At 58.6% G+C, this 23,879-nt stretch carries 26 protein-coding genes; 9 read left to right on the top strand and 17 right to left on the bottom strand.

Features of this window, described 5'->3' with window-relative positions; translation table 11 throughout:
• Positions 1 to 909: 909 nt before the first annotated feature.
• The 3 genes from kdpC to kdpA are packed head-to-tail and all read right to left on the bottom strand — an operon-like array spanning position 910 to position 5,308.
• Entirely contained in the window at positions 910 to 1,491 is a 582-nt protein-coding gene (gene kdpC / locus VMA09_20825; GenBank protein ID HUA36067.1) for a potassium-transporting ATPase subunit KdpC, read from the bottom strand.
• Positions 1,492 to 1,503: 12 nt separating this feature from the next.
• Positions 1,504 to 3,546: a potassium-transporting ATPase subunit KdpB gene (gene kdpB, locus VMA09_20820; GenBank protein ID HUA36066.1), complete on the bottom strand. Its 2,043-nt coding sequence runs from the start codon at positions 3,544 to 3,546 to the stop codon at positions 1,504 to 1,506.
• Between the two features lie 34 nt (positions 3,547 to 3,580).
• On the bottom strand, positions 3,581 to 5,308 hold the full coding sequence (kdpA, locus tag VMA09_20815; protein ID HUA36065.1) for a potassium-transporting ATPase subunit KdpA: 1,728 nt from the start codon (positions 5,306 to 5,308) through the stop codon (positions 3,581 to 3,583).
• A gap of 825 nt (positions 5,309 to 6,133) precedes the next feature.
• Here kdpA and VMA09_20810 point away from each other — a divergent pair.
• From VMA09_20810 to VMA09_20795, 4 genes are read left to right on the top strand one after another with little or no spacing between them, the layout of a single operon-like run.
• On the top strand, positions 6,134 to 6,967 hold the full coding sequence (locus VMA09_20810; protein HUA36064.1) for an alpha/beta hydrolase: 834 nt from the start codon (positions 6,134 to 6,136) through the stop codon (positions 6,965 to 6,967).
• A 17-nt stretch (positions 6,968 to 6,984) separates the two neighbouring features.
• Complete coding sequence (locus VMA09_20805; protein ID HUA36063.1) at positions 6,985 to 8,466, top strand: mannitol dehydrogenase family protein; 1,482 nt, start codon at positions 6,985 to 6,987, stop codon at positions 8,464 to 8,466.
• A gap of 28 nt (positions 8,467 to 8,494) precedes the next feature.
• Complete coding sequence (locus VMA09_20800; protein HUA36062.1) at positions 8,495 to 8,827, top strand: hypothetical protein; 333 nt, start codon at positions 8,495 to 8,497, stop codon at positions 8,825 to 8,827.
• Entirely contained in the window at positions 8,745 to 9,140 is a 396-nt protein-coding gene (locus VMA09_20795; protein HUA36061.1) for an MFS transporter, read from the top strand. Before VMA09_20800 ends, VMA09_20795 begins: the two co-directional genes overlap by 83 nt.
• Here the strand turns inward: VMA09_20795 and VMA09_20790 are convergent.
• The 11 genes from VMA09_20790 to VMA09_20740 all read right to left on the bottom strand — a co-directional run bounded on the left by VMA09_20790 (position 9,130) and on the right by VMA09_20740 (position 17,718).
• The gene (locus VMA09_20790) at positions 9,130 to 9,927 is read right to left on the bottom strand and encodes a methyltransferase domain-containing protein (protein HUA36060.1); all 798 of its coding nucleotides are present in this window, start codon (positions 9,925 to 9,927) and stop codon (positions 9,130 to 9,132) included. The genes VMA09_20795 and VMA09_20790 overlap by 11 nt on opposite strands.
• Positions 9,928 to 10,241: 314 nt before the next feature.
• On the bottom strand, positions 10,242 to 11,093 hold the full coding sequence (locus VMA09_20785; GenBank protein HUA36059.1) for a FoF1 ATP synthase subunit gamma: 852 nt from the start codon (positions 11,091 to 11,093) through the stop codon (positions 10,242 to 10,244).
• A 4-nt stretch (positions 11,094 to 11,097) separates the two neighbouring features.
• A complete protein-coding gene (locus VMA09_20780) occupies positions 11,098 to 12,642 on the bottom strand; it encodes a F0F1 ATP synthase subunit alpha (GenBank protein ID HUA36058.1) in 1,545 nt (514 codons plus the stop codon).
• Positions 12,626 to 13,378, bottom strand: coding sequence for a F0F1 ATP synthase subunit B (atpF, locus tag VMA09_20775; protein ID HUA36057.1), 753 nt, complete (start codon positions 13,376 to 13,378; stop codon positions 12,626 to 12,628). Before atpF ends, VMA09_20780 begins: the two co-directional genes overlap by 17 nt.
• The gene (locus VMA09_20770; protein HUA36056.1) at positions 13,375 to 13,620 is read right to left on the bottom strand and encodes a F0F1 ATP synthase subunit C; all 246 of its coding nucleotides are present in this window, start codon (positions 13,618 to 13,620) and stop codon (positions 13,375 to 13,377) included. Before VMA09_20770 ends, atpF begins: the two co-directional genes overlap by 4 nt.
• Positions 13,621 to 13,633: 13 nt before the next feature.
• Positions 13,634 to 14,302, bottom strand: coding sequence for a F0F1 ATP synthase subunit A (locus tag VMA09_20765; GenBank protein HUA36055.1), 669 nt, complete (start codon positions 14,300 to 14,302; stop codon positions 13,634 to 13,636).
• On the bottom strand, positions 14,299 to 14,586 hold the full coding sequence (locus VMA09_20760) for an ATP synthase subunit I (protein HUA36054.1): 288 nt from the start codon (positions 14,584 to 14,586) through the stop codon (positions 14,299 to 14,301). Before VMA09_20760 ends, VMA09_20765 begins: the two co-directional genes overlap by 4 nt.
• Entirely contained in the window at positions 14,583 to 14,888 is a 306-nt protein-coding gene (locus tag VMA09_20755; protein HUA36053.1) for an AtpZ/AtpI family protein, read from the bottom strand. The genes VMA09_20760 and VMA09_20755 overlap by 4 nt, the downstream gene beginning before the upstream one ends.
• Before the next feature lie 12 nt (positions 14,889 to 14,900).
• The gene (locus VMA09_20750; GenBank protein ID HUA36052.1) at positions 14,901 to 15,326 is read right to left on the bottom strand and encodes a F0F1 ATP synthase subunit epsilon; all 426 of its coding nucleotides are present in this window, start codon (positions 15,324 to 15,326) and stop codon (positions 14,901 to 14,903) included.
• Between the two features lie 6 nt (positions 15,327 to 15,332).
• Complete coding sequence (gene atpD / locus VMA09_20745) at positions 15,333 to 16,778, bottom strand: F0F1 ATP synthase subunit beta (GenBank protein ID HUA36051.1); 1,446 nt, start codon at positions 16,776 to 16,778, stop codon at positions 15,333 to 15,335.
• Between the two features lie 310 nt (positions 16,779 to 17,088).
• Positions 17,089 to 17,718, bottom strand: coding sequence for a TetR/AcrR family transcriptional regulator (locus tag VMA09_20740; GenBank protein HUA36050.1), 630 nt, complete (start codon positions 17,716 to 17,718; stop codon positions 17,089 to 17,091).
• Between the two features lie 162 nt (positions 17,719 to 17,880).
• Here VMA09_20740 and VMA09_20735 point away from each other — a divergent pair, with 162 nt between their 5' ends.
• Positions 17,881 to 18,561, top strand: coding sequence for a class I SAM-dependent methyltransferase (locus VMA09_20735; protein ID HUA36049.1), 681 nt, complete (start codon positions 17,881 to 17,883; stop codon positions 18,559 to 18,561).
• Positions 18,562 to 18,595: 34 nt separating this feature from the next.
• Positions 18,596 to 19,102: a DinB family protein gene (locus VMA09_20730; protein ID HUA36048.1), complete on the top strand. Its 507-nt coding sequence runs from the start codon at positions 18,596 to 18,598 to the stop codon at positions 19,100 to 19,102.
• A gap of 246 nt (positions 19,103 to 19,348) precedes the next feature.
• Here the strand turns inward: VMA09_20730 and VMA09_20725 are convergent, their stop codons facing one another.
• Positions 19,349 to 19,579 carry a hypothetical protein gene (locus tag VMA09_20725; protein HUA36047.1) on the bottom strand — a complete coding sequence of 77 codons (231 nt, stop codon included), beginning with the start codon at positions 19,577 to 19,579 and terminating at the stop codon, positions 19,349 to 19,351.
• Between the two features lie 493 nt (positions 19,580 to 20,072).
• Here VMA09_20725 and yghU point away from each other — a divergent pair, with 493 nt between their 5' ends.
• From yghU to VMA09_20710, 3 genes are all read left to right on the top strand, one after another.
• Positions 20,073 to 20,939 (top strand): glutathione-dependent disulfide-bond oxidoreductase, encoded by an 867-nt coding sequence (yghU, locus tag VMA09_20720; protein ID HUA36046.1) that lies wholly within the window; start codon positions 20,073 to 20,075, stop codon positions 20,937 to 20,939.
• Between the two features lie 191 nt (positions 20,940 to 21,130).
• Entirely contained in the window at positions 21,131 to 21,541 is a 411-nt protein-coding gene (locus VMA09_20715) for a VOC family protein (protein HUA36045.1), read from the top strand.
• A gap of 318 nt (positions 21,542 to 21,859) precedes the next feature.
• Complete coding sequence (locus tag VMA09_20710) at positions 21,860 to 23,122, top strand: TolC family protein (GenBank protein HUA36044.1); 1,263 nt, start codon at positions 21,860 to 21,862, stop codon at positions 23,120 to 23,122.
• A gap of 99 nt (positions 23,123 to 23,221) precedes the next feature.
• Here VMA09_20710 and VMA09_20705 read toward each other — a convergent pair whose 3' ends face one another.
• Positions 23,222 to 23,446, bottom strand: a complete 225-nt coding sequence (locus VMA09_20705) for a contractile injection system protein, VgrG/Pvc8 family (protein ID HUA36043.1) — start codon at positions 23,444 to 23,446, stop codon at positions 23,222 to 23,224.
• On the bottom strand, positions 23,425 to 23,879 hold a 455-nt coding region (locus VMA09_20700; GenBank protein ID HUA36042.1), incomplete at its 5' end, for a phage late control D family protein. The genes VMA09_20705 and VMA09_20700, both read right to left, overlap by 22 nt.

The following is a 23,879-nucleotide window of genomic DNA, read 5'->3' as shown; positions in this document are numbered from 1 at the left end:
AGCTCCTGCTGCCGACGGCTACGCTTCCGAACGGCATAGCGGTGGCTGACTGGCTTAGCACGCCCGGCTCGGCGTAAGGTTGGAGATACTGAAGAACACGGTTGTTGTCGGTATCGGTCGTGAAGAGGTTATCCGAACCATCGACCGCTACCGCAGTGGGGTAAGAGAGCGTCTCAGCACTAGGCGCGGATCCATCCAGGTTGGGCCTATCCGATAGGAATTGATTCCCCTGGCCCAACACCGTGTCAGGGATAGTGGATATCAGAGGCTGTCTGAATCCGAGAATGCGATTTTCCACACTGTCACCGACATACATGCGGCCGTGAGAATCCAGCGCGACTCCAAGGAGCTTGCATAAAGTTCCTGCGTCGGTCAAACCGACGGTAGCGACACAAAAGCGGCTGCAGTCGCTGCCGCTGAAGCTCGTTTGACCAAAGAGCTTGTTAAAGGGAATTCGGGCCTTTTTCGGATCCCCCCGCCAAGGGGGCTCCGGGTTAGGGCTCCGGTTTTTCCACCCAACGCCGCCTTCGACAGGCCTTTCGGGACGCACGGCGATCAGCGGTCCGATAAAATCCTTGCAGATGTATCTTTCGACGCTCGTCGATCGTTCCGCGAACTCAGCCCTCCTACTGGATCGATCTTATTCTTGTGCGGTTTGGTCGTTTGGGTCTTTGCTCAACTTCGAGCGTTGGACGTCCGCGTTTGTGTCCTTGGGGGACGCTCGGCTTCTCTAGGCGCCAGAACCAGGCCCAGCCAACTAATTGTAGTACTGCGAAAAATGTCGCCCACATCATCAGCACAGTTACAACCTTCGACATGGGCTGGTTCTCTTACCTCGGCGGGCATCACTCCCGGCCGACGGTTCTAGATACATCGTGATCTATCAACAGGCGTCATGTTCCTACTGGATCATTTTGCGCCTGCTTTCAGATCATCCAGCGCAAGGTTCAGCTTCAAAACATTTACCCCCGATTCTCCAAAGAGGCCGATCCATCGTCCGTGCGTGTTCTCCTCCACCAATTGCGAGACCGTATTGTCGCTCATGCCGCGCGCTTTTGCCACGCGAGCAACCTGCACCTCTGCAGCGGCGGGGCTGATCTCCGGATCCAATCCACTTCCGGAGGCCGTTATCAGATCGATAGGAACTTTTGAAGCTGGCACGCCCTCGCTTTCAGCAATGTCTTTTAGCCGTTTGCGGACTGAGTCAATGAAAGCTTTGTTAGTCGGACCAAGATTCGAACCACCCGAACTGGTTGCGTCGTAACCGTTGTTGCCGGCGGCCGAAGGACGACCGTGGAAGTATGCATTCGAGCTAAAGTTCTGGCCGATCAGCTCCGAACCTATGGCTGAACCATTTTTGATGATGAGACTGCCCTCGGCCTGATGGGAGAATAGGACGTGGCCGGCAATCGTCATGGCAATCGGATAGATAATACCGAGCAGTAGCGTCAGTACGATCGTCATCCTAACTGAAATCCATAATTCGCGCATTGTGATTGTCTCCTAGGCAAGGTGCAGTGAGACGAGCACCAGGTCGATCAATTTTATGCCGATGAACGGCACGATTATTCCGCCGACGCCGTAGATGAAGATGTTTCTGGTCAGAATCGCAGCAGCACCTAGCGGGCGATATTGGACTCCCCGCAAGGCGAGTGGGATAAGCGCAATAATGATCAGCGCATTGAAAATAACCGCCGACAGAATAGCGCTCTGCGGGTTGGCAAGGTGCATGATGTTCAGCGCCTGCAACTCTGGATATGCGAGCAGAAACATCGCCGGTATGATCGCGAAGTATTTCGCTACGTCGTTGGCAATAGAGAATGTCGTCAACGCACCGCGAGTGATTAGCAACTGCTTACCTATTTCGACCACTTCCATGATCTTTGTCGGGTTCGAGTCCAGGTCGACCATGTTGCCAGCTTCGCGAGCGGCCTGAGTGCCCGCGTTCATGGCAATGCCTACATCGGCCTGTGCAAGAGCGGGCGCGTCGTTCGTTCCATCGCCAATCATTGCGACCAGCTTGCCTTGAGCCTGCTCATTACGAATGAGCTTGAGCTTGGTCTCCGGTGTGGCCTCCGCCTGGAACTCGTCAACTCCCGCCTCATGAGCAATAGCCGCAGCGGTGAGAGGATTGTCGCCGGTTATCATAACAGTCTTCAGGCCCATCGCGCGTAGCCGCGCGAATCTCTCGCGGATACCCTCTTTTATGACGTCTTTGAGATGGATGACGCCTAGGACAGCAGCGTTTTCCGCAACCACCAGGGGCGTACCGCCGCTGCTGGCGATACGCTCTACAATTCCTGCCAGCTCCGCTGGCATGGTGCCGCCGTTATCCCGTACAAACTTGACTACTTGTTCGGTCGCTCCTTTCCGAATTCGGCGGCCGTTAAGGTCGATTCCGCTCATGCGCGTCGTCGCAGAAAATGGAATGAACTCCGCCTCCTTCTGAGCGAACTCTCGACCTCTAATGTTGAAATCTCGTTTGGCCAGAGCAGTGATGGATCGGCCCTCCGGAGTTTCATCGGCTAACGAGGCGAGCTGCGCTGTGTCGGCGAGTCGCTCCACGGCGACATCCAGCATCGGAATGAACTCGGTCGCCATTCGATTGCCGAGCGTGATGGTGCCAGTTTTGTCCAGGAGCAAGGTATCTACGTCGCCCGCCGCTTCGACCGCACGTCCAGACATCGCAAGGACGTTGTGCTGTACGAGGCGATCCATGCCGGCGATCCCAATGGCCGACAGCAGGCCACCAATCGTCGTTGGGATCAGACATACGAGCAAGGCCACGAGCACAGGCAGGGACAGAGTCGTTCCGCCGTAAAGCGCAAACGGATGAAGACTGACGCAAACCAGCATGAAGACCAGGGTCAAGCCGGCCAGCAGAATGCTGAGCGCGATTTCATTGGGGGTCTTTTGCCGCTCTGCACCTTCAACGAGAGCGATCATGCGATCGAGAAACGTTTCACCGGGGTTGGCAGTAATTCGAATTTTGATGGAATCCGAAATGACCGTGGTACCGCCAGTTACGCCACTGCGGTCTCCTCCGCTTTCCCTGATCACTGGGGCGGATTCACCCGTGATTGCAGCTTCATTGACGGCCGCGACACCCTCGATCACTTCGCCATCGCCTGGTATGACATCGCCAGCGTCGACCCGAACGATGTTGTCCTTGCGCAGCGCGGTGGCTGCAACGACCTGAATCTCGCCGCGCGCATTGACGAGCTTGGCTTTAGTTTCAGTTCGCGTCCGGCGGAGGTTATCCGCCTGCGCCTTGCCACGCCCTTCAGCCATCGCCTCGGCGAAGTTGGCAAAGAGAACTGTGAACCACAGCCAGATCGCAATCTGGAATTCGAATCCTGCAAGACCACTACGGCTGCCAAAGAAATCACGACCGAGAATGATCGTCACGGCCAGCGCCGTGACCTCGACAACGAACATCACCGGGTTCCGAACCTGTACGCGCGGATCGAGCTTCTTTATGGATTCGCCCAGTGCGGTGCGGACAATATCACGATCCCAGAGAGAAATTACTTTTCGATCGCTCATGGATAAAGTTCCAATATCTCTTGTTAGAGATTGCTTAGTAGAGATGGCCGGCCAGCATCGCGAAATGTTCCACGATTGGTCCCAGCGCCCAGCTTGCGAAAAAGGTCAACGCTCCGACGATCAACACGACGGCAACGAGGAGAACCACAAACAGTGGTCCAGTAGTCGGAAAGGTTCCTGCGCTCACCGGTACTGATTTCTTTCCAACCAGCGAACCGGCGATGGCGAGTACTGGAATCATCATCATGAAACGTCCGAAGAGCATCACGAAACCGATCGTCCAGTTGTAGAAAGGCGTGTTGGCACTGAGTCCGCCAAATGCGGAGCCGTTGTTCGCGGCGCCCGACGAGTATGCATAGAGGATTTCGGAGAAGCCGTGCGGGCCCGGGTTAGCAATTCCAGCTAAACCCGGCTTCGTCACGACCGCCAACGCCGTCGGCAGCAGAATTATCGCTGGAAAAATAAGTATGTAGAGCATCGCGAGTTTCATCTCACGAGCTTGAATTTTCTTACCCAGATACTCAGGCGTCCGGCCAACCATCAGGCCAGCGATAAACACTGTAAGGACCGCCATCACGATCATGCCGGCGAGCCCTGTGCCTACGCCGCCAAACACGACTTCACCGAGATGCAGATTGAATAGCGGCACCAGACCGCCTATCGGCGTGAAACTGTCGTGCATTGCATTGACGGAACCGTTCGAGGCATCGGTGGTTGCGGTCGCCCAGATCGCGGAATCAACGATTCCGAACCGGACTTCCTTGCCTTCCATGTTGCCGCCGCTTTGGGCCGCGGTAGCAGATTCATCGACTCCCATGGCAGCGAACTGGGGATTGCCTCTTTGCTCTGCCCAATTACAAACGAACACGCCCATCAGAAAGAGCAGCCCCATAGCAGAAAAGAGCGCCCATCCTTGTCGCCGATCACCGGCCATTGCGCCGAAGGTGTGAGTCAGCGCGGCTCCCAGCAGGAATATCGCGATCGTTTCAAGTAGATTGGTCAGCGGCGTTGGATTCTCATAGGGATGCGCCGAATTGGCATTGAAGAATCCGCCTCCGTTTGTGCCAAGCTGCTTGATCGCGATCTGAGAAGCGACGGGCCCCTGCGCGATCGTCTGAGTTCCTTTCTCTACCGTCTTGACCTGGGTGTAAGGACTAAAATTCTGAGGTACTCCTTGCCAGATCAGGACAAGAGTGAAGACCAGGCAAAGTGGGATCAGCACCCATAGCGTGGCGCGGGTGAGGTCATACCAGAAGTTACCTATCGTCTTGGCATTGCGCCGCACGAATCCCCGAATAACTGCGATCGCAAGCGCGAGACCAGCTGCCGCCGATACGAAGTTATGAAAGGCAAGTCCAACCATCTGCGTCAGGTAGCTCATGGTAGATTCGCCCGAATAGGCTTGCCAGTTTGTGTTCGTCGTGAAGCTCGCTGCAGTGTTGAATGCTAAATCCTGCGATAGCGCTCCGAAACCTTGCGGATTTAGCGGTAAAACCCCCTGTAGGCGCTGCAGCGCGTAGAGAGTAATCATTCCGACCAGGCTGAACAACAGCAGCGACACGGCATAGCCTATCCATGTCTGCTCGGTCTTTGGATCAACTCCACCCACCCGGTAGATCAGGCGCTCGGCTGGAGTGAACAGCGGATCCATGAAGGTGCGCTCGCCCGCAAACACCTTTGCCATATACAGCCCAAGCGGCACGCTGGATATGATGATTATCAGTGAAAACAGGCCGATTTGGATAATAGCGTTTGAATTCATATTGCAGCGGTACTGGTTACAGCTTCTCAGGGCGAAGCATCGCGTACACTAGATACGCCGTCAGAGCGACGGCGCAAATCAGTCCTAGCAAGGTTTCCGCATTCATAGTCGTTCACATCCTTGCACGTAAGCTAGCGCGATCACGAAGAACGCTAGTGTTGCAATCAAGGCTACGATATCGAGCATTCTAAGCGCTCCTATCAGACCGAAAGATCTCCGCAGCTAGTCTGTCCGCAGGAAATCTCAGAGCATACGCTGTGCCAGACAAATTAGTGTTTTAATTGCTAACTTATGAGGCTGCGATGGTCACAGGCCTTTTCAAGGTGAAAAGGTTTTTTCAATTCATTTCGCATTGCGCCGGGACCCAAAGAGATCATCAAGTTGGAAGTTGAAAACGAGGTCCCCGCACCGGGAGTCCCCAAAGATGTGAGCAGCAGGATTATCAAGCCGTCCGGAAGCAACGTCCATGTCGCAAAGAAAGAAATTGGGAGCGATGTTAGCAGTCGAACGAAATACCGATGCTTACTAGCGTTGTTCTTCTTCGGATTCCGGTGCTTGTTGGCTCTTGACGCGAGGCGCTTCGGACGCATTTCAAATTGAACGCTCTGTCAAGACTCAAAAAGCAGTGCTTCGTAGCGGTCTCATCGCGCGAATCAGTTTGAGCGAAGGGCGGCCAATAGCCAAAGAGATCATCGAGGCGGCTGACTCCTCCGAGGCTTTGTATTTTGCCAATAGAACGCCATATCCTAGCCTTGGCTGCGAAGCTGCGACGCGGTGATGGACGACTCACCAGGTCTGTGGCCGGCATCAGTTGGAGAATAGGGAGTGCCAAAGACCAAAAGCGACGTAGAGATCTATTATGAAACCCGGGGATCGAGCGGTATCCCTTTGCTGTTCGTTCAGGGTTTCACCTGGCAATTGATCGGCTGGCGCGAGGGCTTCTGTCAGAAATTTGTCGACCGCGGCGCCTTTGTCATCCTGTATGACAATCGTGACGTGGGCCTGTCGCAGAAATTCGGCGGCCCGGACGAATACGACGGCGGTTATAGCTTGGAGGATATGGCGACCGACGGTTTCGCGGTGCTCGATGACCTCGGGCTGGCGAGCGCACACGTGATCGGAGCATCCATGGGCGGAATGATTGCGCAAATCATGGCGCTATCGCAGCCTTCCCGCGTGCGGTCCCTCAACCTGATTTACACCGCGCCGAGCCTTGATATGGGCTACTTCGTACAACCCGACAAGCAGGAGCCGATCGAGCTACTCGGCAAGCGCTTCGAACGCGCGGAGGCGCTTGAGAAGTTCATTGAACGGGAGCGAGCGTCGGCCTCGACGGCTTATCCCTATGATGAGGACTGGGTGCGCGAACTCGGCACGCGCGGGTATGACCGTTGTTACGCGCCCGAGGGCGTGCTGCGCCAGCTCGCGGCGATGATCAGATGGAAGTCAACGCCGGAAGCGCTCGGCGGCCTCGAGATGCCCTCCTCGATAATCCACGGTCGGGCTGACGGTCGTATCAAGGTCGAAGCGGCCCTGGATCTCGGACGTCTTCTTAAGACCTCCGAGCTACACATCTTTCCAGGCTTGGGCCATGAAATCCCAGAGCCGCTCTGGGACGAGTTCGCGACGATCATCATGCGGACCGCGGCGCGGGCCTGACGACGCGGCATATCCGAATGACACCGATGTATCTCTCGCGCGCCACCCTTGCAGCTCTTCCCGCTACTATCGCGCGTCCGCGCTTCGATCCGGCCAAAGTCAGTCGGGGTATCGTGCATCTCGGCTTTGGCGGCTTCCATCGTGCGCACATGGAGCGCTACACGCACGATCTGATGGAACGTCGCGGCGATGCCGCCGAGTGGGGTATCGTTGGTGTCGGATTGCTCGCGGCGGACCTGCGAGTCCGCGACGCGCTGGCGCCGCAGGATGCCCTTTACACCTTGGTCGAGCGGCAGGACGGAGATGAGACCGCGACAGTAATTGGATCGGCCTGCGAGGTGATCTTCGCTGGCGAGTCCTCGCGGGCGGCGCTCGAGGTGATCGACGATCCTGCCATTCGGATCGTCAGCCTCACCGTTACCGAGAACGGCTATTGCCGCAACGCCGAGACCAGGACACTCGACCGTGACCATCCATTTATCGTCCATGATCTTGCGCATCCCGACGCGCCGCGCAGCGCGATAGGAATATTGGTCGAAGCCTATCGACGGCGGATGGCTGCGCACGCTCGCGCTTTTACGGCGCTGACCTGCGACAATATCCAGCACAACGGCATAGTGCTGCGGGATGCAGTGCTCACACTTGCGGGCTGGCGCGATCGGGCGCTGGCTGACTGGATAGAGGCGAACGCCGCGTTTCCGAGCACGATGGTCGACCGGATAACGCCGGTCACCACGCCCGCGCAAATCGAAGATTTCACCGCCCGCTTCTACCTTGTCGATCGCTGGCCAATTTTCTGCGAGCGCTTTCGGCAATGGGTGATCGAAGACAATTTCGTGGCCGGTCGTCCGGCGTGGGAGGATGTCGGCGCGCAATTTGTGGCCGATGTCGCGCCGTATGAATTCATGAAGCTGCGGCTCCTCAATGCCAGCCATCTTGCGATCGCCGGGCTCGGCAGGCTGATGAACTACTCATACATCGACGAGACGATCCGCGACCCCGCGCTGCGCAGCTACATGAGTGCGCTGATGGATCGCGAGACCGGGCCGACGTTGCCTGCGGTGCCGGGTGTCGACCTCGATGGGTACAAGGCTCAACTGATCGAGCGCTTCGGCAACGTGGCGATCAAGGACACGGTCGATCGGGTCAACGCCGACGCACCGATAAACCTGCTGCTCGAGCCGATTCGCGATCGGCTGGCTGCCGGCGCAAGCGTAGATCTGCTGGCACTCGCGCTCGCCGCCTGGATGCGGCGCGTAACGGGCGTGGACGAGAGCGGAAAGCCGATCAGCGTCGTTCATCCGATGGCCGATCTTTTGCGCGAGCAAGCCACTGCCGGCGGCCCCGACCCGCGCCCGCTGCTGAGCATCCGCAAGCTCTTCGGCGACCTTATCGATCACGGCGCGTTTGTGACCACGCTCAAAACATGGCTCACATCGTTGTTTACGGATGGCGCCGCCGCGACGCTTTCCAACGCTCGCCGCATGCTTAGCTTCTAACCGGACTGCTCACTCTAGATAAGTAACAATGCAGCTGACAAATATCGAAGAGGCGCTGCCGCCAACCGCGGTAGTGCCTGATACAGGACCCAGTGCGGGCAAGGGCGCCGAGCGCCTTGGCCGCCTGCCGCTCGGACGGAAGACGGGCTACGCGGCGGGCCAGCTCGTCGAATTGATCGTCGGCAGCATGCTCAACGTCTTCGTGCTGTTTTACGTCACCGCCGTCTGCGGATTGCCGGGCGGATTGGCCGGCCTTGCGCTCGGCGCGGGGATAGATGATGGCCTTGTCGATTATCGCCTTCGTATCGATCATCCCCGACGCGGCGGACGAACACGAGCATCTGTTCGGCGCCCGGCGTGAAGGCCTCTATTTCGCGAGCTGGTCGTTTGCCAACAAGGCGGCGACAGGGATGGGCGTGCTGATCGCGGGCCTGTTGCTTCAGCTTGTCAACTTCCCGGCGCATCTGGCGGAACGCGGCGCCGCAGCGGCGTTACCCGAGCGAACGGTGGCATGGCTCGGGTTCGCCGGCGGGCCCGGGGCGGCGCTCTTTTCAATCGGGGGAATCGCGCTGATGCTGCTCTGCCGGATCAACAAGCAAAGCCATACACAGATCATCGCCGACCTGGCCGCGCGCAAGCGCGCGCCCGAGACGCTCGATTCGATCAGGGCTTGATCGCCACCGCAAGGATTCCGTGGCGAAGGTTGTGTGATGGCGGATCTATGGCGAGCTCAGCCTTTATGTCGGCGCGGGCGGCCGCGCGCAGCTCGACGGGCAGGTGACCCAGAAAATTCCCGAACGAACTCGCCTCTGAAAATCGAATCAACTCTTCGGGCGATGCTTCCGGATAATCGCGACTCCTGGTCTCGAGTCTCGCGATTGTAAAACCTGCTTCCGTGAGCAAGTCGCGTAATTCGTCGGGCGTGACGCGATACGTCACCGGGCCCGCTGCCTGCGGATACTGATTATATGGCGGCCGCTTCATTATGCGTTCGCGGATCCCATGCAGCGGGTTGGCGTTGCCTTTAATTCCGGTCGCGAGGCCGAGGCGCCCGCCCTCCTTCAGCACCCGCAAGACTTGTCGAAGTGGTCCGCGTTTATCGGGCAGCCAGTGAAACACTGCATTCATGTATGCCACGTCAAACTCGTTCTCGCTGAATTCGCCAAGGTCGTTGGCATCGGCGACTCTGAAGCTCAGGCGAGAGTGACTTTTCTGATTCGCAATCTCGATCCGCATCGGCAGCGGATCGATTCCAACGACGCGGCCTTGCGGGCCCACCAGCGTCGCCACGTATTCGGCGAGAAGCCCTGTCCCTGCGCCGATGTCGAGAACCGTATCACCAGGATTGATGCCGATTTCAGCGATCAATCGCTTTCCGGTTCGGAACTGACGCTCCAGGGAAATTCGTTCGTATTCCTCGGCGAGTTGTTTGGTATCCAGCTCGAGACTGACCGGCGCCATTCATCCTCCTATCACGCTGTATCTGAATCACCAGATTCAGCAGTTAGTCATTGAATCGAGCGGCCGGATGGCGATCCCGCCGTGCGACGGAAAACCGTTTCGACGTTAGCCTGCAGGTCCCGCGATATAGCCCGCAAATCGAGCGCCCCCGGTCTTTTGCATGGTAACCATCGACACAGCATAAGTCCCGCTGCGCAGCGGCAGACGCGGCGCGATCACGATCGCACTGAATCTCGGTTCGCTAGCCTGAGATGCCGCTGCGGTCGCCGAGCGGCTTGGCCGCCTGCCGCGCGGACCGCACTCTGTGGTTGGTCTCAGGTCGACGAAAGCGCTTCGGCACCGCTTATGAGATCGAGAATCTCGGTGGTCACGGCTTCCTGGCGCAAGCGCCGCGCGAGTTTCGTGAGATCCTCTGACTTGTTTCCGATATTTTGATGCGCGGCTTCCATCGTGCGAAAGCGAGTTGAGTTCTCACTGAAGAACGATTGCATCGCAGCATTCTCGAGCGATGCGAAAAAGTATTCGCCCACGATATCGTCGAACAGCAATTGCGGACTCAGGTTGATCAACGGGGGCATCGGCAGCGGCCGCTTCCCGATTGGCGGCGCTTCGAGCGGCAGCAGCCGACGCTGCTCAATTCGAGCGAACTGACTGCCGGCGTTTTGCGCGTAAATCACTTCGAGTTCCGTGATTCTTCCGTCGCTGAACCTGCTGTATACCTCCGCCGCAACGCGTCGCGCCGCAGCGGTGACGCCCGCGCAGTGGGTCGCCATCGGCAGCACGAGATCCGGTTTCAAGCCGCGCTCGTGACTTATTTGACCTCCGCGCGATCCGACCACGATCAACACGAACGGTTTCGCGCCGATCTTGGTCAGATGCTGGAGCAGTTGTTCATTGAACCCGCCGCACAATCCATGTTCGGCGCAGAATACTATGATCGCGGACTTGGTATTTCCGGATCTCTGAGCGGGAGCGCGAGCGCCCGGCAGCAGCTCGGCGGCATCGGATAGCGCTTCGCGAATCATTTCCGAGTACTTCCGTATGGCTTCGAGCGACCTGAGCGCCTGCTGCATTTGCGACGCCGCGATCGCTCGAATCGCGGCCACGATGTTCTTGAGTTCATCGAGCGATCTCAGCCGCGTCGCAATCTCTCGTTCCTGGGCCATGCCGCTAACCTGCAGCGCCCACGCTCAATCTCCCGGCCATCGCCGCGACCGCGGAGGCAAGCTCGCGGCGACTATCCTGGTCGAGATCGCCAGTGCTGTTGATTCGGCGGCCGCATTCGATGCCTTTTCCGTTCAGCCATTCCCCTACCTGCCGGCGCAGGTCCTGAGCCCGGTCGAGGGGGATGCGATCTATTAACTTCTCGTCAATCGCGATCAACAAAGCCACCTGGTGAGCGAGCGAGAGCGGTTCATATTGCGGCTGAGTCAGGACTGCGCGAATGCGGCGGCCGTGCTCGATAATCGCGTGCGTGCGTTCATCGATCATCCCGCCGAACCGCGTGAAGATTTCGAGCTCGAGAAACTGCGCGTACTCCAGTCTCAGAGTCTCCGCGAGCTTGCGCATCGCCGGCGACTGCGTTTTTCCTCCGACCCGTGAAACGCTTCTGCCAACATTGACCGCGGGCTTCTGTCCTTCGTGGAACAAGCGCGGATCGAGGACGATTTGTCCGTCGGTGATCGAGATCAGGTTCGTAGGTATGTATGCCGACAAGTTGCCTTCCTCGGTCGCGGCGATCGGAAGCGCGGTGAGAGAACCTCCACCACGAGCACGACTGAGTTTGGCGGCGCGCTCCAGCAGCCGCGAATGTATATAAAAGATGTCGCCGGGATATGCCTCGCGCGCGGGAGGATTGCGCAACAGCAACGACAGTTGCCGATAGATCACGGCATGCTTGCTCAGATCGTCGATGATCAGCAGTGCATCGCCGCCGTGCTCGGAAAAATACTCGGCCATCGAGCACGCGGCGTACGGCGCCAGCCACTGAACGCCCGGCGGGTCGTCGGCCGGCGCATAAACAAAGATACAGCGTTGCGGCGCGCCGTATTTTTCCACCGCGTCGATCACCTGGTTGACCGAAGACGTCTTCTGCCCGACGGCGCAGTAAACGCAGATGACCTCGGTGTCGCGTTGATTGATCATCGTATCGATCGCGACCGCGGTCTTGCCGGTTTCGCGATCGCCGATGATCAATTCGCGTTGGCCCCGCCCGAGCGGCACCATCGCGTCGATCACAATAAGACCGGTATTGAGCGCGGTGTTTACGAAATCGCGATCGACGATCGCGGGCGCGGGCCGCTCAACCGGCTCGAATGATTTAGCTTCGATTGCCGCGCCACCATCCAGCGCCACGCCGAGCGCATTGACCGTGCGTCCGAGCAGCATCTCGCCTACAGGAACACGGGCGACGGTGCCGGTGCCGCGCACCAGGCTGCCGGCCGCCACTGCTCCCGCCGACGAGAGCAGTGCACATCCGATCAAGTCGGGATCAAGAGTGAGAACGATCCCAGCGACCGGCTCGGCGCCGTCGGCGCATTCGAACAGCAGCAATTCGCCGAGCCTCGCATCGGGCAGACCCCGAACGCTCGCGACGTCGTCGCCGATCCGCTCGACCCGCCCGATCATGTCGAGCTGAGGTTCAATTTTAAGCCGATCGATCGCGTCCTGCGCTTTGAGCAGTCGCGTGCTCACCGACTCAATCAGGGTGCTCATTTCTACGCAGTTCCTTCATCGCCGCGGCCAGGCTGTCGCGCCAATTGAAACGCAGGATTGCGTGCGGGAAAGTCAGAACAGTACCGGCAACGAGATTCGTGTCGTCCTGAAATTCGATTTTTACCTCAGTGCCAAGGCGTTTCATCAGTTGCGCGCGCCACTCCGTTTGCTGCTGAGCCACGAGCGGATGCGCGGTGGTCACGATCAAAGATTCGGGATTCGACCCGGCCAGAAGCGTCGCGCGTTCTTGCGGCGGCATCCGATCGAGATAGGCGGTAACCCGCCCCAGAAACTGGTGTTCGATCGAGTCATCAGTAGATTCGCGGAGCAGATGCTCGGCCAGATTCGTCGCGAGATTCGCGCTCTGCTGGTAGAGTTCAGTGCTCGCGGCGGTGCGCTCTTGCTCGAGGCGCGCCAGCGATTGATCGCGGATTTTTTTGGCTTCGCCGTGAGCTTCGTCGATTACCTTTTGACGTTCGGCTGAGGCCTGCGCGCGAGCCTGATCAAGTAGTTGCTGACGTTCGCTTTCGAGCTGTGCTTTTCTGTGTTCGGTTTCCAGCTTGAGTTGCTCGACGGTTTCCTTTTGCGCTGACACCTCCGACAAGGCCCGTGAGATCTCTTCCTTGCGCCGCGCGACGATTGTCTTCACCGGCTTGAAGAGAAAACGCTGCAGCAGCCAGACCAGGACCAGGAAGTTCGCTGCTTGCAGAGCGAATGTCCACCAACTGAAACTCATTTCACGGCGAATGGATTGGCAAACAGCAGCAGCAGCGCGACAACGAGACAATAAATCGCCATCGTTTCAATCATCGCGAGGCCGACGAACAGCGTGCGCGACAACGAACCAGCCGCCTCCGGCTGGCGCGCGATTCCTTCCATCGCGGCGACGATCGCGCGACCCTCGGCCAGGGCCGGACTGATCGAGCCGACCGCTACCGCGATCACCGCGCCGATTATGCTTAACATCTGAACCGTCATTACGAGACCTCCGTCACTTCGCGATCGCGCCGATCCCGCCGCCGATATAAACCGCGGCGAGAACGCTGAAAATGTATGCCTGCACCAGTCCGACCAGGATCGCGAAGGCCATGAACGGGATAGGTACAAGCAGCCCCGCCAGCGACAGGATAATCGCGATCACCAGCTCATCGCTCATGATGTTGCCGAAGAGGCGCATCGCAAGTGAGAACGAGCGGGTCATTTCGGACAAGATATTCAAGGGCAGCATAACCGGGTTCGGTTCAAGGTAGCCCTTTAAGTAGTGAACAACTCCTTGAATGCGGATCCCGTAGAAGTGCACCGAAAAGAAGACGATCGTCGCCAGAGCGGCCGGCGTTTCTATCGAAGCGGTGGGCGCTTTCACTCCTGGCACGATTCCCGACAGGTTCGCCGCTACCAGGAAGACAAACAACGTGCCCAACAGCGGCACGAACGGACCGGGATCGCGGCCCAGGATGCCTTGAATCTGCTCTTCGATGCTTTGGACGAGGCTTTCGATGATCGCCTGCCAACTGCCGGCCCGCACTTGAAAACCGCGCGTGGCGATCCAGCAACAAGTTGTCAGCACGAGCATCAATCCCCAGGTCGTCACGACCGTGGTGCTGATTGGGACGAAACCGAGGTGAAAGACAACGGCGGCGTGCAGCGGCGATTCGTTCATACGCTCCCCGCCATCGCGACGCGGTCCTTGTTCACCATCATCGCACGCGCAAGTTGGAATCCGACGAAACTCGCGATCAGGGCCGCCGCACCCTGCCTGGCGCAGAGCGTAAACGCGGCGGCGATCAACAGGATGCGCACCAGGTGAATGACAGCCGCCTTCCATGCTAGGCCGCCGCGAACGTAAAGGTCCACGTTCCAACGTAGCGCCGAGAAATAGCCGGTGCCGATCAATGCGCCGAGTACGCTGTAGATCAGAAGCCGCGCAACGATAACCTCGTTCATTCGCTGTTCATCCTTTTCCAGACCGACCAGAAGCCCGCGGCCGCGCCCGCGAATACCAATGCCGCACTCCAAAACACCCCCGAATTAAAAGCTCGGTCGAGCCAGCGTCCCACGAAGGCACCCAACAGAATAGGCGCAACCATCGTCCACCCGAACCTGCCCATCATCGCCAGCGAGCGCGCCAGTGGCCATTCGCCGAACTTTAACCAATGCTCGCGTCTGCGCCGCGCAAGCTCGACCGCTTCCTCCAATTCGCCCTCTCCGGGTTTCGCGTCACTGTCTTCTTGTTCATTGGTGCTCACGATGGTCCGTGGTCATTCCTGCGGTTTCGACTTGATGGGGCGATCCAGCGGCCGCAGGTATCTATAAATCTGCCGAATCGCGGCGTGCTCGAGGCGCAGTGCCCCCGACCGCGCCGATTGTTCAACCTCGACGTTTCGTATCATCTGCGCGAGCACCTGGCCGCGCAGAGCCGCAAGATCGTCGCTCACCACCGCCTCGCGCGTCGCGACTTCGACTCTGTTGCCATCCCGGACGCGCAGGACGCCGCCGCGCACCGCGACGTAGCGCTCGATGTTCCGGCTGTCACGCCATCGCATCACGCAAATCGCGAGCGTGGTGAGAAAGTCCGCATGATGCGGTTCGATGCCGAACGCACCAGTGGAATCTTCTGCGCGCACATAGTGGACGTTATCCTCGTCGATCGCGATCTCCGTAGGTGTCGTGACGATGAACTTCATCGCAGTTCAGGGCTGCCCTTTGCGCGCGGCGAGTTCCTTCTGCCGCGCATCCTCGAAAGTGCCGATCATATAGAATGAAGCTTCGGCCCAGTCGTCTCCCTCGCCTGAGAGTATGGCGGTGCAGCCCTTGAGCGTATCTTCAATCGCAACCGTTTTTCCGGGAATTCCGGTGAATTGCTCGGTGACCAGGAAGGGCTGCGTGAGAAAACGCTCGAGGCGCCGGGCGCGCGCAACAGTCCGCCGATCCTCGGCGCTCAATTCCTCGATACCAAGGAGCGAGATGATTTCCTGCAATTCCCGGTAACGCGCGATCGTTCGCCGCACTTCCTCGGCCACCGCGTAATGTTCTGCGCCAACGACTCGCGGATCGAGAAGCACCGATGTCGAGGCCAGAGGATCGATCGCGGGGTAGAGGCCCTGCGCCGCCATGTCGCGTGACAAGACGACCGAGGAATCCAGATGCCGGAAAGTCTCGACGACAGCAGGGTCGGTGAAGTCGTCGGCCGGCACGTAGACTGCCTGAATCGCGGTCACCGAGGCGCCGGCCACAGATGCGATTCGTTCCTCCAGCTCTGCGATCTCGGTCGCCAGGGTCGGTTGATAGCCGACGCGCGAAGGCAAACGTCCGAGCATCCCGGACACTTCTGCGCCGGCCTGGACAAAGCGGAAAATGTTGTCCATCAGCAGCAGCACGTCGCGCCCCACAACGTCGCGAAAGTATTCCGCGACGGTCAGCGCGGTCATCGCCACGCGCCAGCGCGCACCCGGCGGTTCGTTCATCTGGCCGAAGATAAGCGCGGTGCGATTGAGCACGCCTGACTCGCTCAACTCGGCCAGCAACTCGTGTCCCTCTCGCGAGCGCTCGCCGATCCCGGCGAACACCGAGATGCCCGAGTATTTCTCGACGGTGCTGCGGATCAGCTCCATGATGAGAACCGTCTTGCCGACTCCGGCTCCGCCGAACATCCCCGCTTTGCCGCCGCGGGCGAGGGGAGCGAGCAGATCCGCGACCTTGATTCCGGTGCCGAAGACCTCGCGCTTGTGATCCTGACGGCTGATCGAGGGCGAAGCCCGATGAATCGGCCAGTGGGTGATCTCCGCTCCGAAAGCGCCGCGATTGTCGATCGGAAGTCCGAGCACATTCATCAACCGCCCGAGCACCTTTTCGCCGACTGGCGCGCAAATCGGACTGCCTGTCTGCTGGACGACGGCGCCGCGGCCCAAGCCTGCGCTACTTTGCATCGCGACGCCGCGAACTGTGCGCCGATCGAGATGCTCCTGGACCTCGACAATTATTGGGGCGTCCCCGTTCAGCCCGATCTCGAGGGCATCGTTGATGGCAGGGAGTCGCTCCGACGGAAACTCGACGTCGATGACGGAGCCACGTATGCGCGTGACGGATCCTTGCGATCGTTCCTGGTCGAACTTTGATTTGGCAGCGGGATCTTTCACGGGAAGTGCGCGCTGGCAAGGTTGTTTCTGCCACAGGGCTCGATGCAAAGCGATGCTTTGCAGGCGCTTCACTTCAAGGACAGATTTCATCCTGACCAGCAGGCATTCGATGCCCTTATAATAGCGCCGAGTGCGTGTCAGGTTCGAGGCACGTCCATCGCTCCACCGCGGCAATCTGATGCAGAGTCAGATATTGGTGAATGGCTCGATACTGTCGGATCTGCACATCACCGGTAGCGATCCGCGAATGTCCACGAAGCACGCGGGCTGTTTCGGATAACAGTGAAGCCGTTCAGGCTTCGCCGTCAGATCACGAGGTTCGCAGGTAGCGGACCACCAGGCGCGTTACGTCGTCCACAAACTGCTGCGCTTTCTTATCGGCAAGGATGTCTGGGCGGCGCAGGACTGCCGCATGGGTCAGCGCTTCCACTACTGTCACCAAGACGAAGGCCGCGAGATCGAGATCGGCTACATCGATCTCGTCGCGATGCGCTTCGAGATAGCCGCGAACCAGTTGATAGCCCTCGCGGACATTGGCCTCGATATTTTCGAGCCGTCCGACACGCGGGATCTGTTCCGCAAGCACGCCATGCAGCCGCGGATTGACGCGGTGACCGTCGATCGCAACTGAAACGAATTCGCGCGCCGCGGCCTCGATCGGCAGCGCCGCCGCCTTGACCAGGGCCTGGCGCGTCACCGCGGAAATTTCCTGCATGTGGCGGTCAATAACCGCCGCCACCAGCGCCTCCTTGCTCGGAAAGTACTGGTAGAGCGAACCGATACTGACGCCGGCCACCTCGGCAATCCTGTTGGTGCTCGCCCGCTCGTAACCTTCTCTTATCAAAATGCGAGTAGTCGCTTCGAGAAGCGCATCGACGGTAGAACGCGATCGCTCCTGAGAGGCGGATTTTCTGGGGTTTGTTTGCAGTTTCAGCGCCATCGGTTCCGGCTCACAATGCGAGTTTCCTGATTATGAGCGATCACTTATATTCTAGCAATGATGGAAACGCAAGTAACAACGATGCCCGGACCAACAGGAAGCAGGCCCATGAGTAGACAAACACCCGATTATGGTCTCGATGGAGGCAGAGCCGTTCGCGCGATGTTCGTCGTTGGCCCGGCGGCGGCGATCGGCGGTTTCCTTCTCGAACGATGGACTGTGAGCCAGCACCTCGGCCTGGCTTGCACGCTTCAAATTGTTGGCTTGAGCTTTCTGGTCCTCGCGGTTCTCATGTTCGCCAGCAGCCGCTTCGGCAAGTTCCACGCACGCGACCGCATTATCGCGCGCCTCAAGCTCGGCGGCGACGAAACCGTGCTCGATGTCGGTTGTGGCCACGGGCTCCTGCTGATTGCCGCCGCCAAGCTGCTGCCGCGAGGTCGCGCGGTAGGCATCGATCTGTGGTCGCAGTGGCAGCAGTCCGACAATTCGCGTGAAGCCACGCTGACAAATGCCGCGCTGGAAGGAGTCGCGCAGCGAGTCAGCGTTCATGACGGGGACATGTGCAAAATGCCCTTCGCCGACCGCAGCTTCGACGCCGCCGTCGCCCACTTCGCAATCCATAACGTTCCCAGCCACGAAGGACGCCGCGAAGCAATTCGTGAAATCGTGCGCACCCTCAATCCCGGCGGCCAAGTGGCGATTTCCGACTTAAACGGGAGCAGGCTCTACGCCGACGAGTTGCGCAAATCGGAGATGGTTGATGTGGAAATTTCCGGTCTCAGTTTTTGGACGTTCCCACCCGCACGCACCGTGACCGCAAGGAAGCCCTCGCAACCAGTCTGATCGAAATACCATTACCTGGACAAGGAGCAGGAACATGGACCAAGTCAGCACGCTGGAACGAATATTCAGCTACAAGGCAAAGGCCAACCACGAGGTTCTCGCGGCAATGCGACAATTTGACGATACCTCTCCGGCAAAGGAGATCGCCATCCGGGTCCTCAACCACACTTATACTGTCGACCGGATCTTCGCGGGGAACTTGACGGGAACCGAGCACGGATACAGCTCGCCCAACCCGGGCCAGGCGCCATCGATCGAAGAACTATCCGCGGCGATCATGACCAGCGATCAATGGTACATCAACTATGTATCGCTTCTGAATGAAGCGCAGTTGGCCGAGCTCATCGACTTTACTTTTACCGATGGCTTGCCGGGCCGCATGTCACGCGAAGAAATGCTGATGCACATAACAGTTCATGGCGAATACCATCGCGGGCAAATCGGTTTGATCATGATGCAAAACTCGATCATGCCTCCAGGCGATGGCTTCACGACTTTTTTGCACAAGGCCGAAGCCTCAGCCCGCCGGCGCCTCGGCTGATCCAATTCTTGATATCGGTACCTCAAGTGCATTCAGCCGAGGGTCAATTCGCGAAGGCACCTGTTATCCGGCGATGTTTTCTTCTGAACCGGGAATTCGAAAGGGAGTGAAGCGTTACCTTCGCTCAAAAGCGCATCAAGGTGACGGATATGAATCAGTCGGCTGATATTTGATTAAGGCAAAAGCAACCTTGCGTCTCGCCCATCTGCAAGCGCGAGACGCAAGGGTCTGGCCGCAACGGTTCAGTTAACCTTTCTTTCGCCGCTCGGCCCAGCGCTTCTTCATAGCTTCCGAAAGTCTTTTTCGACCCGCCGCAGTAATGCCACCAGCGCGCTTTTTGTTGTCAGCGCTCGGTGCTGAGCTCTTCGGCCTTCCGGTCTTCCGAGGAGCGGAGTTAGGGCCTTCCAGCGCAGCGATCGCGCGATCGAGCTGATCTCGTTCTTTCTTCAGTTCTTGTACGATGCTTTCGATACTCACGTTTAACCTTCCTGGAGAGAATCAAGTCCAATCCCCTTCATATCATGTGATGCGCGCGACTTCCATTCTGCGCAAGGCGGCACTTAAAGCTGGAGGTGAATGGGAAAGCGGCCCTGGTTATTAGACCTTCCATGTCGGAGGTCAGTTAAGATTGCCGGGGATCGCGGAGTAGAAGCCAAGTTCTTCCTACGACTTATGGGCAAGGCTATCTCACACTCCTAACAATGAGACGCCTCGCGATATTCGTGGTCTTGCCGCTCACTTCGTATGCCGCGACCGGGCCCCTGGCAACCCGGCATCGCAGAGAAGCGTGGCCATCGAAAGATTCCCTCGAAGCGATATGGCCGGAACGCTGGAGCGCTTGGAAACATCCGCCGAACGGCATTAAACTGTTGGGAGCGCAGTCCCTTAGGATGCTTTCTCGCAGCAGACAAAACCAATCAGTTGGAGTAATCGCGCATCCCGATTGTCTAACCGGTGAAAGAAGTGAGCGATGAGCGAATATATTCCTCCCAAAGTATGGACCTGGAACAAGGCGAGCGGCGGACGGTTCGCAAACATCAACCGACCCATCGCAGGACCAACACACGACAAGGATCTGCCCGTCGGGCGCCATCCCTTGCAGCTCTATTCTCTCGGCACGCCGAACGGCGTGAAAGTCACGATAATGTTGGAGGAACTCCTGGCCTTGGGGCACAGCGGCGCGGAGTACGACGCGTGGCTGATCAATATCGGCGCGGGAGATCAGTTTGGCAGCGGCTTCGTCGCCATAAACCCGAACTCCAAGATCCCGGCGCTGCTGGATCGCAGCGGCGCCACGCCGATTCGGGTTTTCGAATCCGGCGCGATCCTGCTCTACCTCGCTGAGAAGTTCGGCGCCTTCGTGCCAACCGAGGCCGCGGCGCGCGCCGAATGCCTGTCATGGCTCTTCTGGCAAATGGGCAGTGCGCCTTACCTGGGCGGCGGGTTCGGGCACTTCTATGCCTACGCCCCGGAGAAGATCGAATACGCAATCGACCGGTTTGCCATGGAGGTGAAGCGACAGCTCGATGTGCTCGACCGGCGCCTTGCGCAGAGTGAGTATATCGCGGGAAGCATTTACACGATCGCCGATATGGCCATCTGGCCATGGTATGGCGGGCTGGCGAAGGGCGTGCTTTACGGCGCCGCCGAGTTCCTGAGCGTGCCCGAATACAAGAACGTAAATCGCTGGGCTGACTCGCTCATGGAGCGGCCGGGTGTGAAGCGCGGGCGGATGGTCAACCGCGTTTACGGGGAGCCATCGAGCCAGTTGCACGAACGCCACGACGCTGGCGATTTCGATACCCGGACGCAGGACAAGCTCGCCGCAAAAAGTTGAGCTTCATCGGGCGACGGGCTTACCCGGCGGGCTTTTGGAATGTTTCAGGTCATCGTAACTACTAATTTCAGTGGTTGCTTGTGGCCGATTGTACGTCATGCGCGTGCTTGAGTGCCGCGGGGCGTGACGGAGATCGGCACGAGGCTGGGCTATTGGCAAGGGCACGATGCGTTTTGCTCTGGAGATAAACGATGGAAATCGAAATCGATCACGTCGCGATGCCGGTGGCGGACATCGAACGCTCGGTGGCGTTCTACGGCCGCGTGCTCGGTGCCGTCGCCGACGGCCTCGACAAGTGGCGAGCAGGCAAATGGCCAATTGTCAGTATCAGCTTTGGACATCACCGCTTCAATCTTCATCCCGCGACGAACGACTTCACGCTGAAAGCCGCGCATCCGGCGGTGGGCGGCGGCGACTACTGTTTTGTATGGTCGGGAACTCCCGATTCGGCGATCGCCCACCTGAAACATCACGGCATTGAGATCATCGAAGGACCGGTCACGCGAATCGGCGGGCGCGGCAAGGGGGTCAGTGTTTACTTCCGCGACCCCGACGGCAACCTGCTCGAGTTGATTAGCTATCCGGCCTCCGCCGCGTCCTGACGGCTTGCCTCTGTTGCGGAGCTTCAGCGGCACACGCCACTAGCAAGAACGCGAGCGCCGGTATCCTTAATCCGGCGAACATGCAGTGATTACATGGTTGCAAGCATAGCGCGCTACTTGACGCCGCGCGGTCGTAGCCGCTGCGGCGGACGATCCGTAGGAATCCAGATGTTGCGAAGATTGGCTGCGTTTCCAATCGCGATGCTCATAACGCTTGCTTGCGCTTCCGGAGCGTTGCCTCAAGAGCATCTGCTTGGACAGCACGGGCCAAATACACTAAGCGGACCGACACCGCTCGTGAGGCTAAGCGCGCCGATAGTGGCTGCGGCAGCAGGGCCGGCCACGGCGGCCGAGATCAGCGAACAACTCCCAGGGCTGGTAATCGTTGGGACAATAACGTTCCGCGAATTCATGCAAAGGGTGGAGAGCTCCAACCTCGCACTCGCTGCCGAACGTTACAACGTACCGATTGCCAAGGCGCAGCTGATCGCGTCTCGCGTCTACCCAGATCCGCAGCTTCAGGTCGGCGGGGGTGGAGATATAACCGGTCAGGGACAGGTCAATACCGTAATCGCCGGGCTCAACCAGGGCATCTTGCTAGGCGGCAAAATCGGAGCACGAGAGGACGCGGCGCGGGCGACCTTGAAGTCCACCGATGCCGGCGTTGCGGATTATCTGCGCAATCTGCGCGGGCAGGCCGCCGATGCCTTTATCGACGGCGTCATCGGAATTCTCAAGCTGCGGCGCGAATACAAAGGCCTGGAGCGCTCGCGGCAGTTGATCGAAGTAAATCAGGAGCGTTTGAAAAAGGGCGAGATCTCAGAAGATGAATTGCTGCGTACCCGGATCGCCGAGCTCGAAGCTCACAGCGACTTGTTCGATTCGCAGTCGGCCCTGCACCAGACCCTGGGTGGCCTGATGGGATTCATGGGTGCGCATCAGGCCGAGGGACTAATCGCGCCAGTAGGTAATCTCGAAGAACCGCCGCGCGATTTCTCAGTTGATGAGCTAATCGGCAAGGCGGTCGCCAGCCGCTACGACGTGGTCGCGGCGCGCTACGCGCTCGAGAGCGCTCAGGCTCAATATCGTCTGGCGCGCGCGGATAGAATCCCCGATCCGATACTGGGCGCTGAATATGACCATTTCACAAGGGTCACAAATCCAATCGATCCCTCGCCAGCGTGGGACGCAGTGGTGGCGTCAATCACCGTGCCGCTTCCACTTTCCAATCTCAATCACGGCAATCTGGATGCGGCTTATTACCAGGTGCTGCAGAGCCAGAAGGCGCTCGAAGCAGCACAGCTCCAGGCGGAAATTGACGTCCGGACTGCCTATCAGCATTACCGATTGGCGGTAACCGGCACGCAGGAGTTCGGCGGCGCGCTGATGCGCGATGCTGACAACCTGTACAAATCCAAGCTGCTCAAGTTGGAAAAAGGATCGGTCGGCCTGATAGATATACTCGACGCGCATCAGGCACTTGATCAGCTTTACATGGACTATTACAACGCGCTGAAACGGGAGGCTCAGGCGCTGGTTAATCTGGAGCAGGCCGCGGGCATCTGGGATGTCGATTTTTAAGTTCGCCGATTGGCAGCGGCCAGTCCTAGCGCGATCGCCGTTACAAAAGTGTTCCGCGCAAAATGATACGAGCGAGGCTGAAATATATTACTAGCCCGGTCACATCGACCAGAAATCCTCGCGATAGTGATTTTTTAGATCGAAGAACAGTCCTGGCCTGATCCCGAAGGCGGTGGTCTCACCTTCGTAGATCCGCTCGCGGCAGCGGATCTCTTCTGCCCGGATTCTCGCCAGGTTGTTTGCTTGATCGCTGGTCCGCAGGTCTTCGCCGTAGATCTCGACGCTACCGACGCCGTCGCCTTTCACCTGCGCCTCGCCGTAGATCTGCGGTTGCGCGTTATCATAATAGTAATTGCGCAGCTTAAGGTCTGCGGTAGTACGCGCTGACAGCTGTAAGAAACCACTGAATCGAGGCCAGGCTCTGGTTCTGATTCCACACGAAAAATCAAGTTGGTCGTGCTCTTCGTCATCCCGAACTGAGAATCGACTATTACTATTCGCTCGCGGTCTTCGCCATTTTCGAAATAATAGTAAATACCTTCGCGCTCCATCAGCCGGCTGATGAAGTCGAGGCAGTTTTCTTCGTATTGGCGGACGAAGTCGAGTTGTGGGTAGCTGCCGTTCAGCCGCATCATGAAATCCACGTCTCGGTTGAGTCCAGAGTTAATCAGCACCGCCTCGATGATCTCCGCCACGCTCTTGTTGATGTAGTAATCGGAATAACGATAGCGGCCGAGCTGGCTTAATCGCGGCTCCA

It is taken from the genome of Candidatus Binataceae bacterium (assembly GCA_035508495.1).
GTDB lineage: Bacteria > Desulfobacterota > Binatia > Binatales > Binataceae > JASHPB01.
The sequence above is the reverse complement of the archived record's forward strand: the minus strand, read 5'-3'. Positions and strand labels throughout refer to the sequence as shown.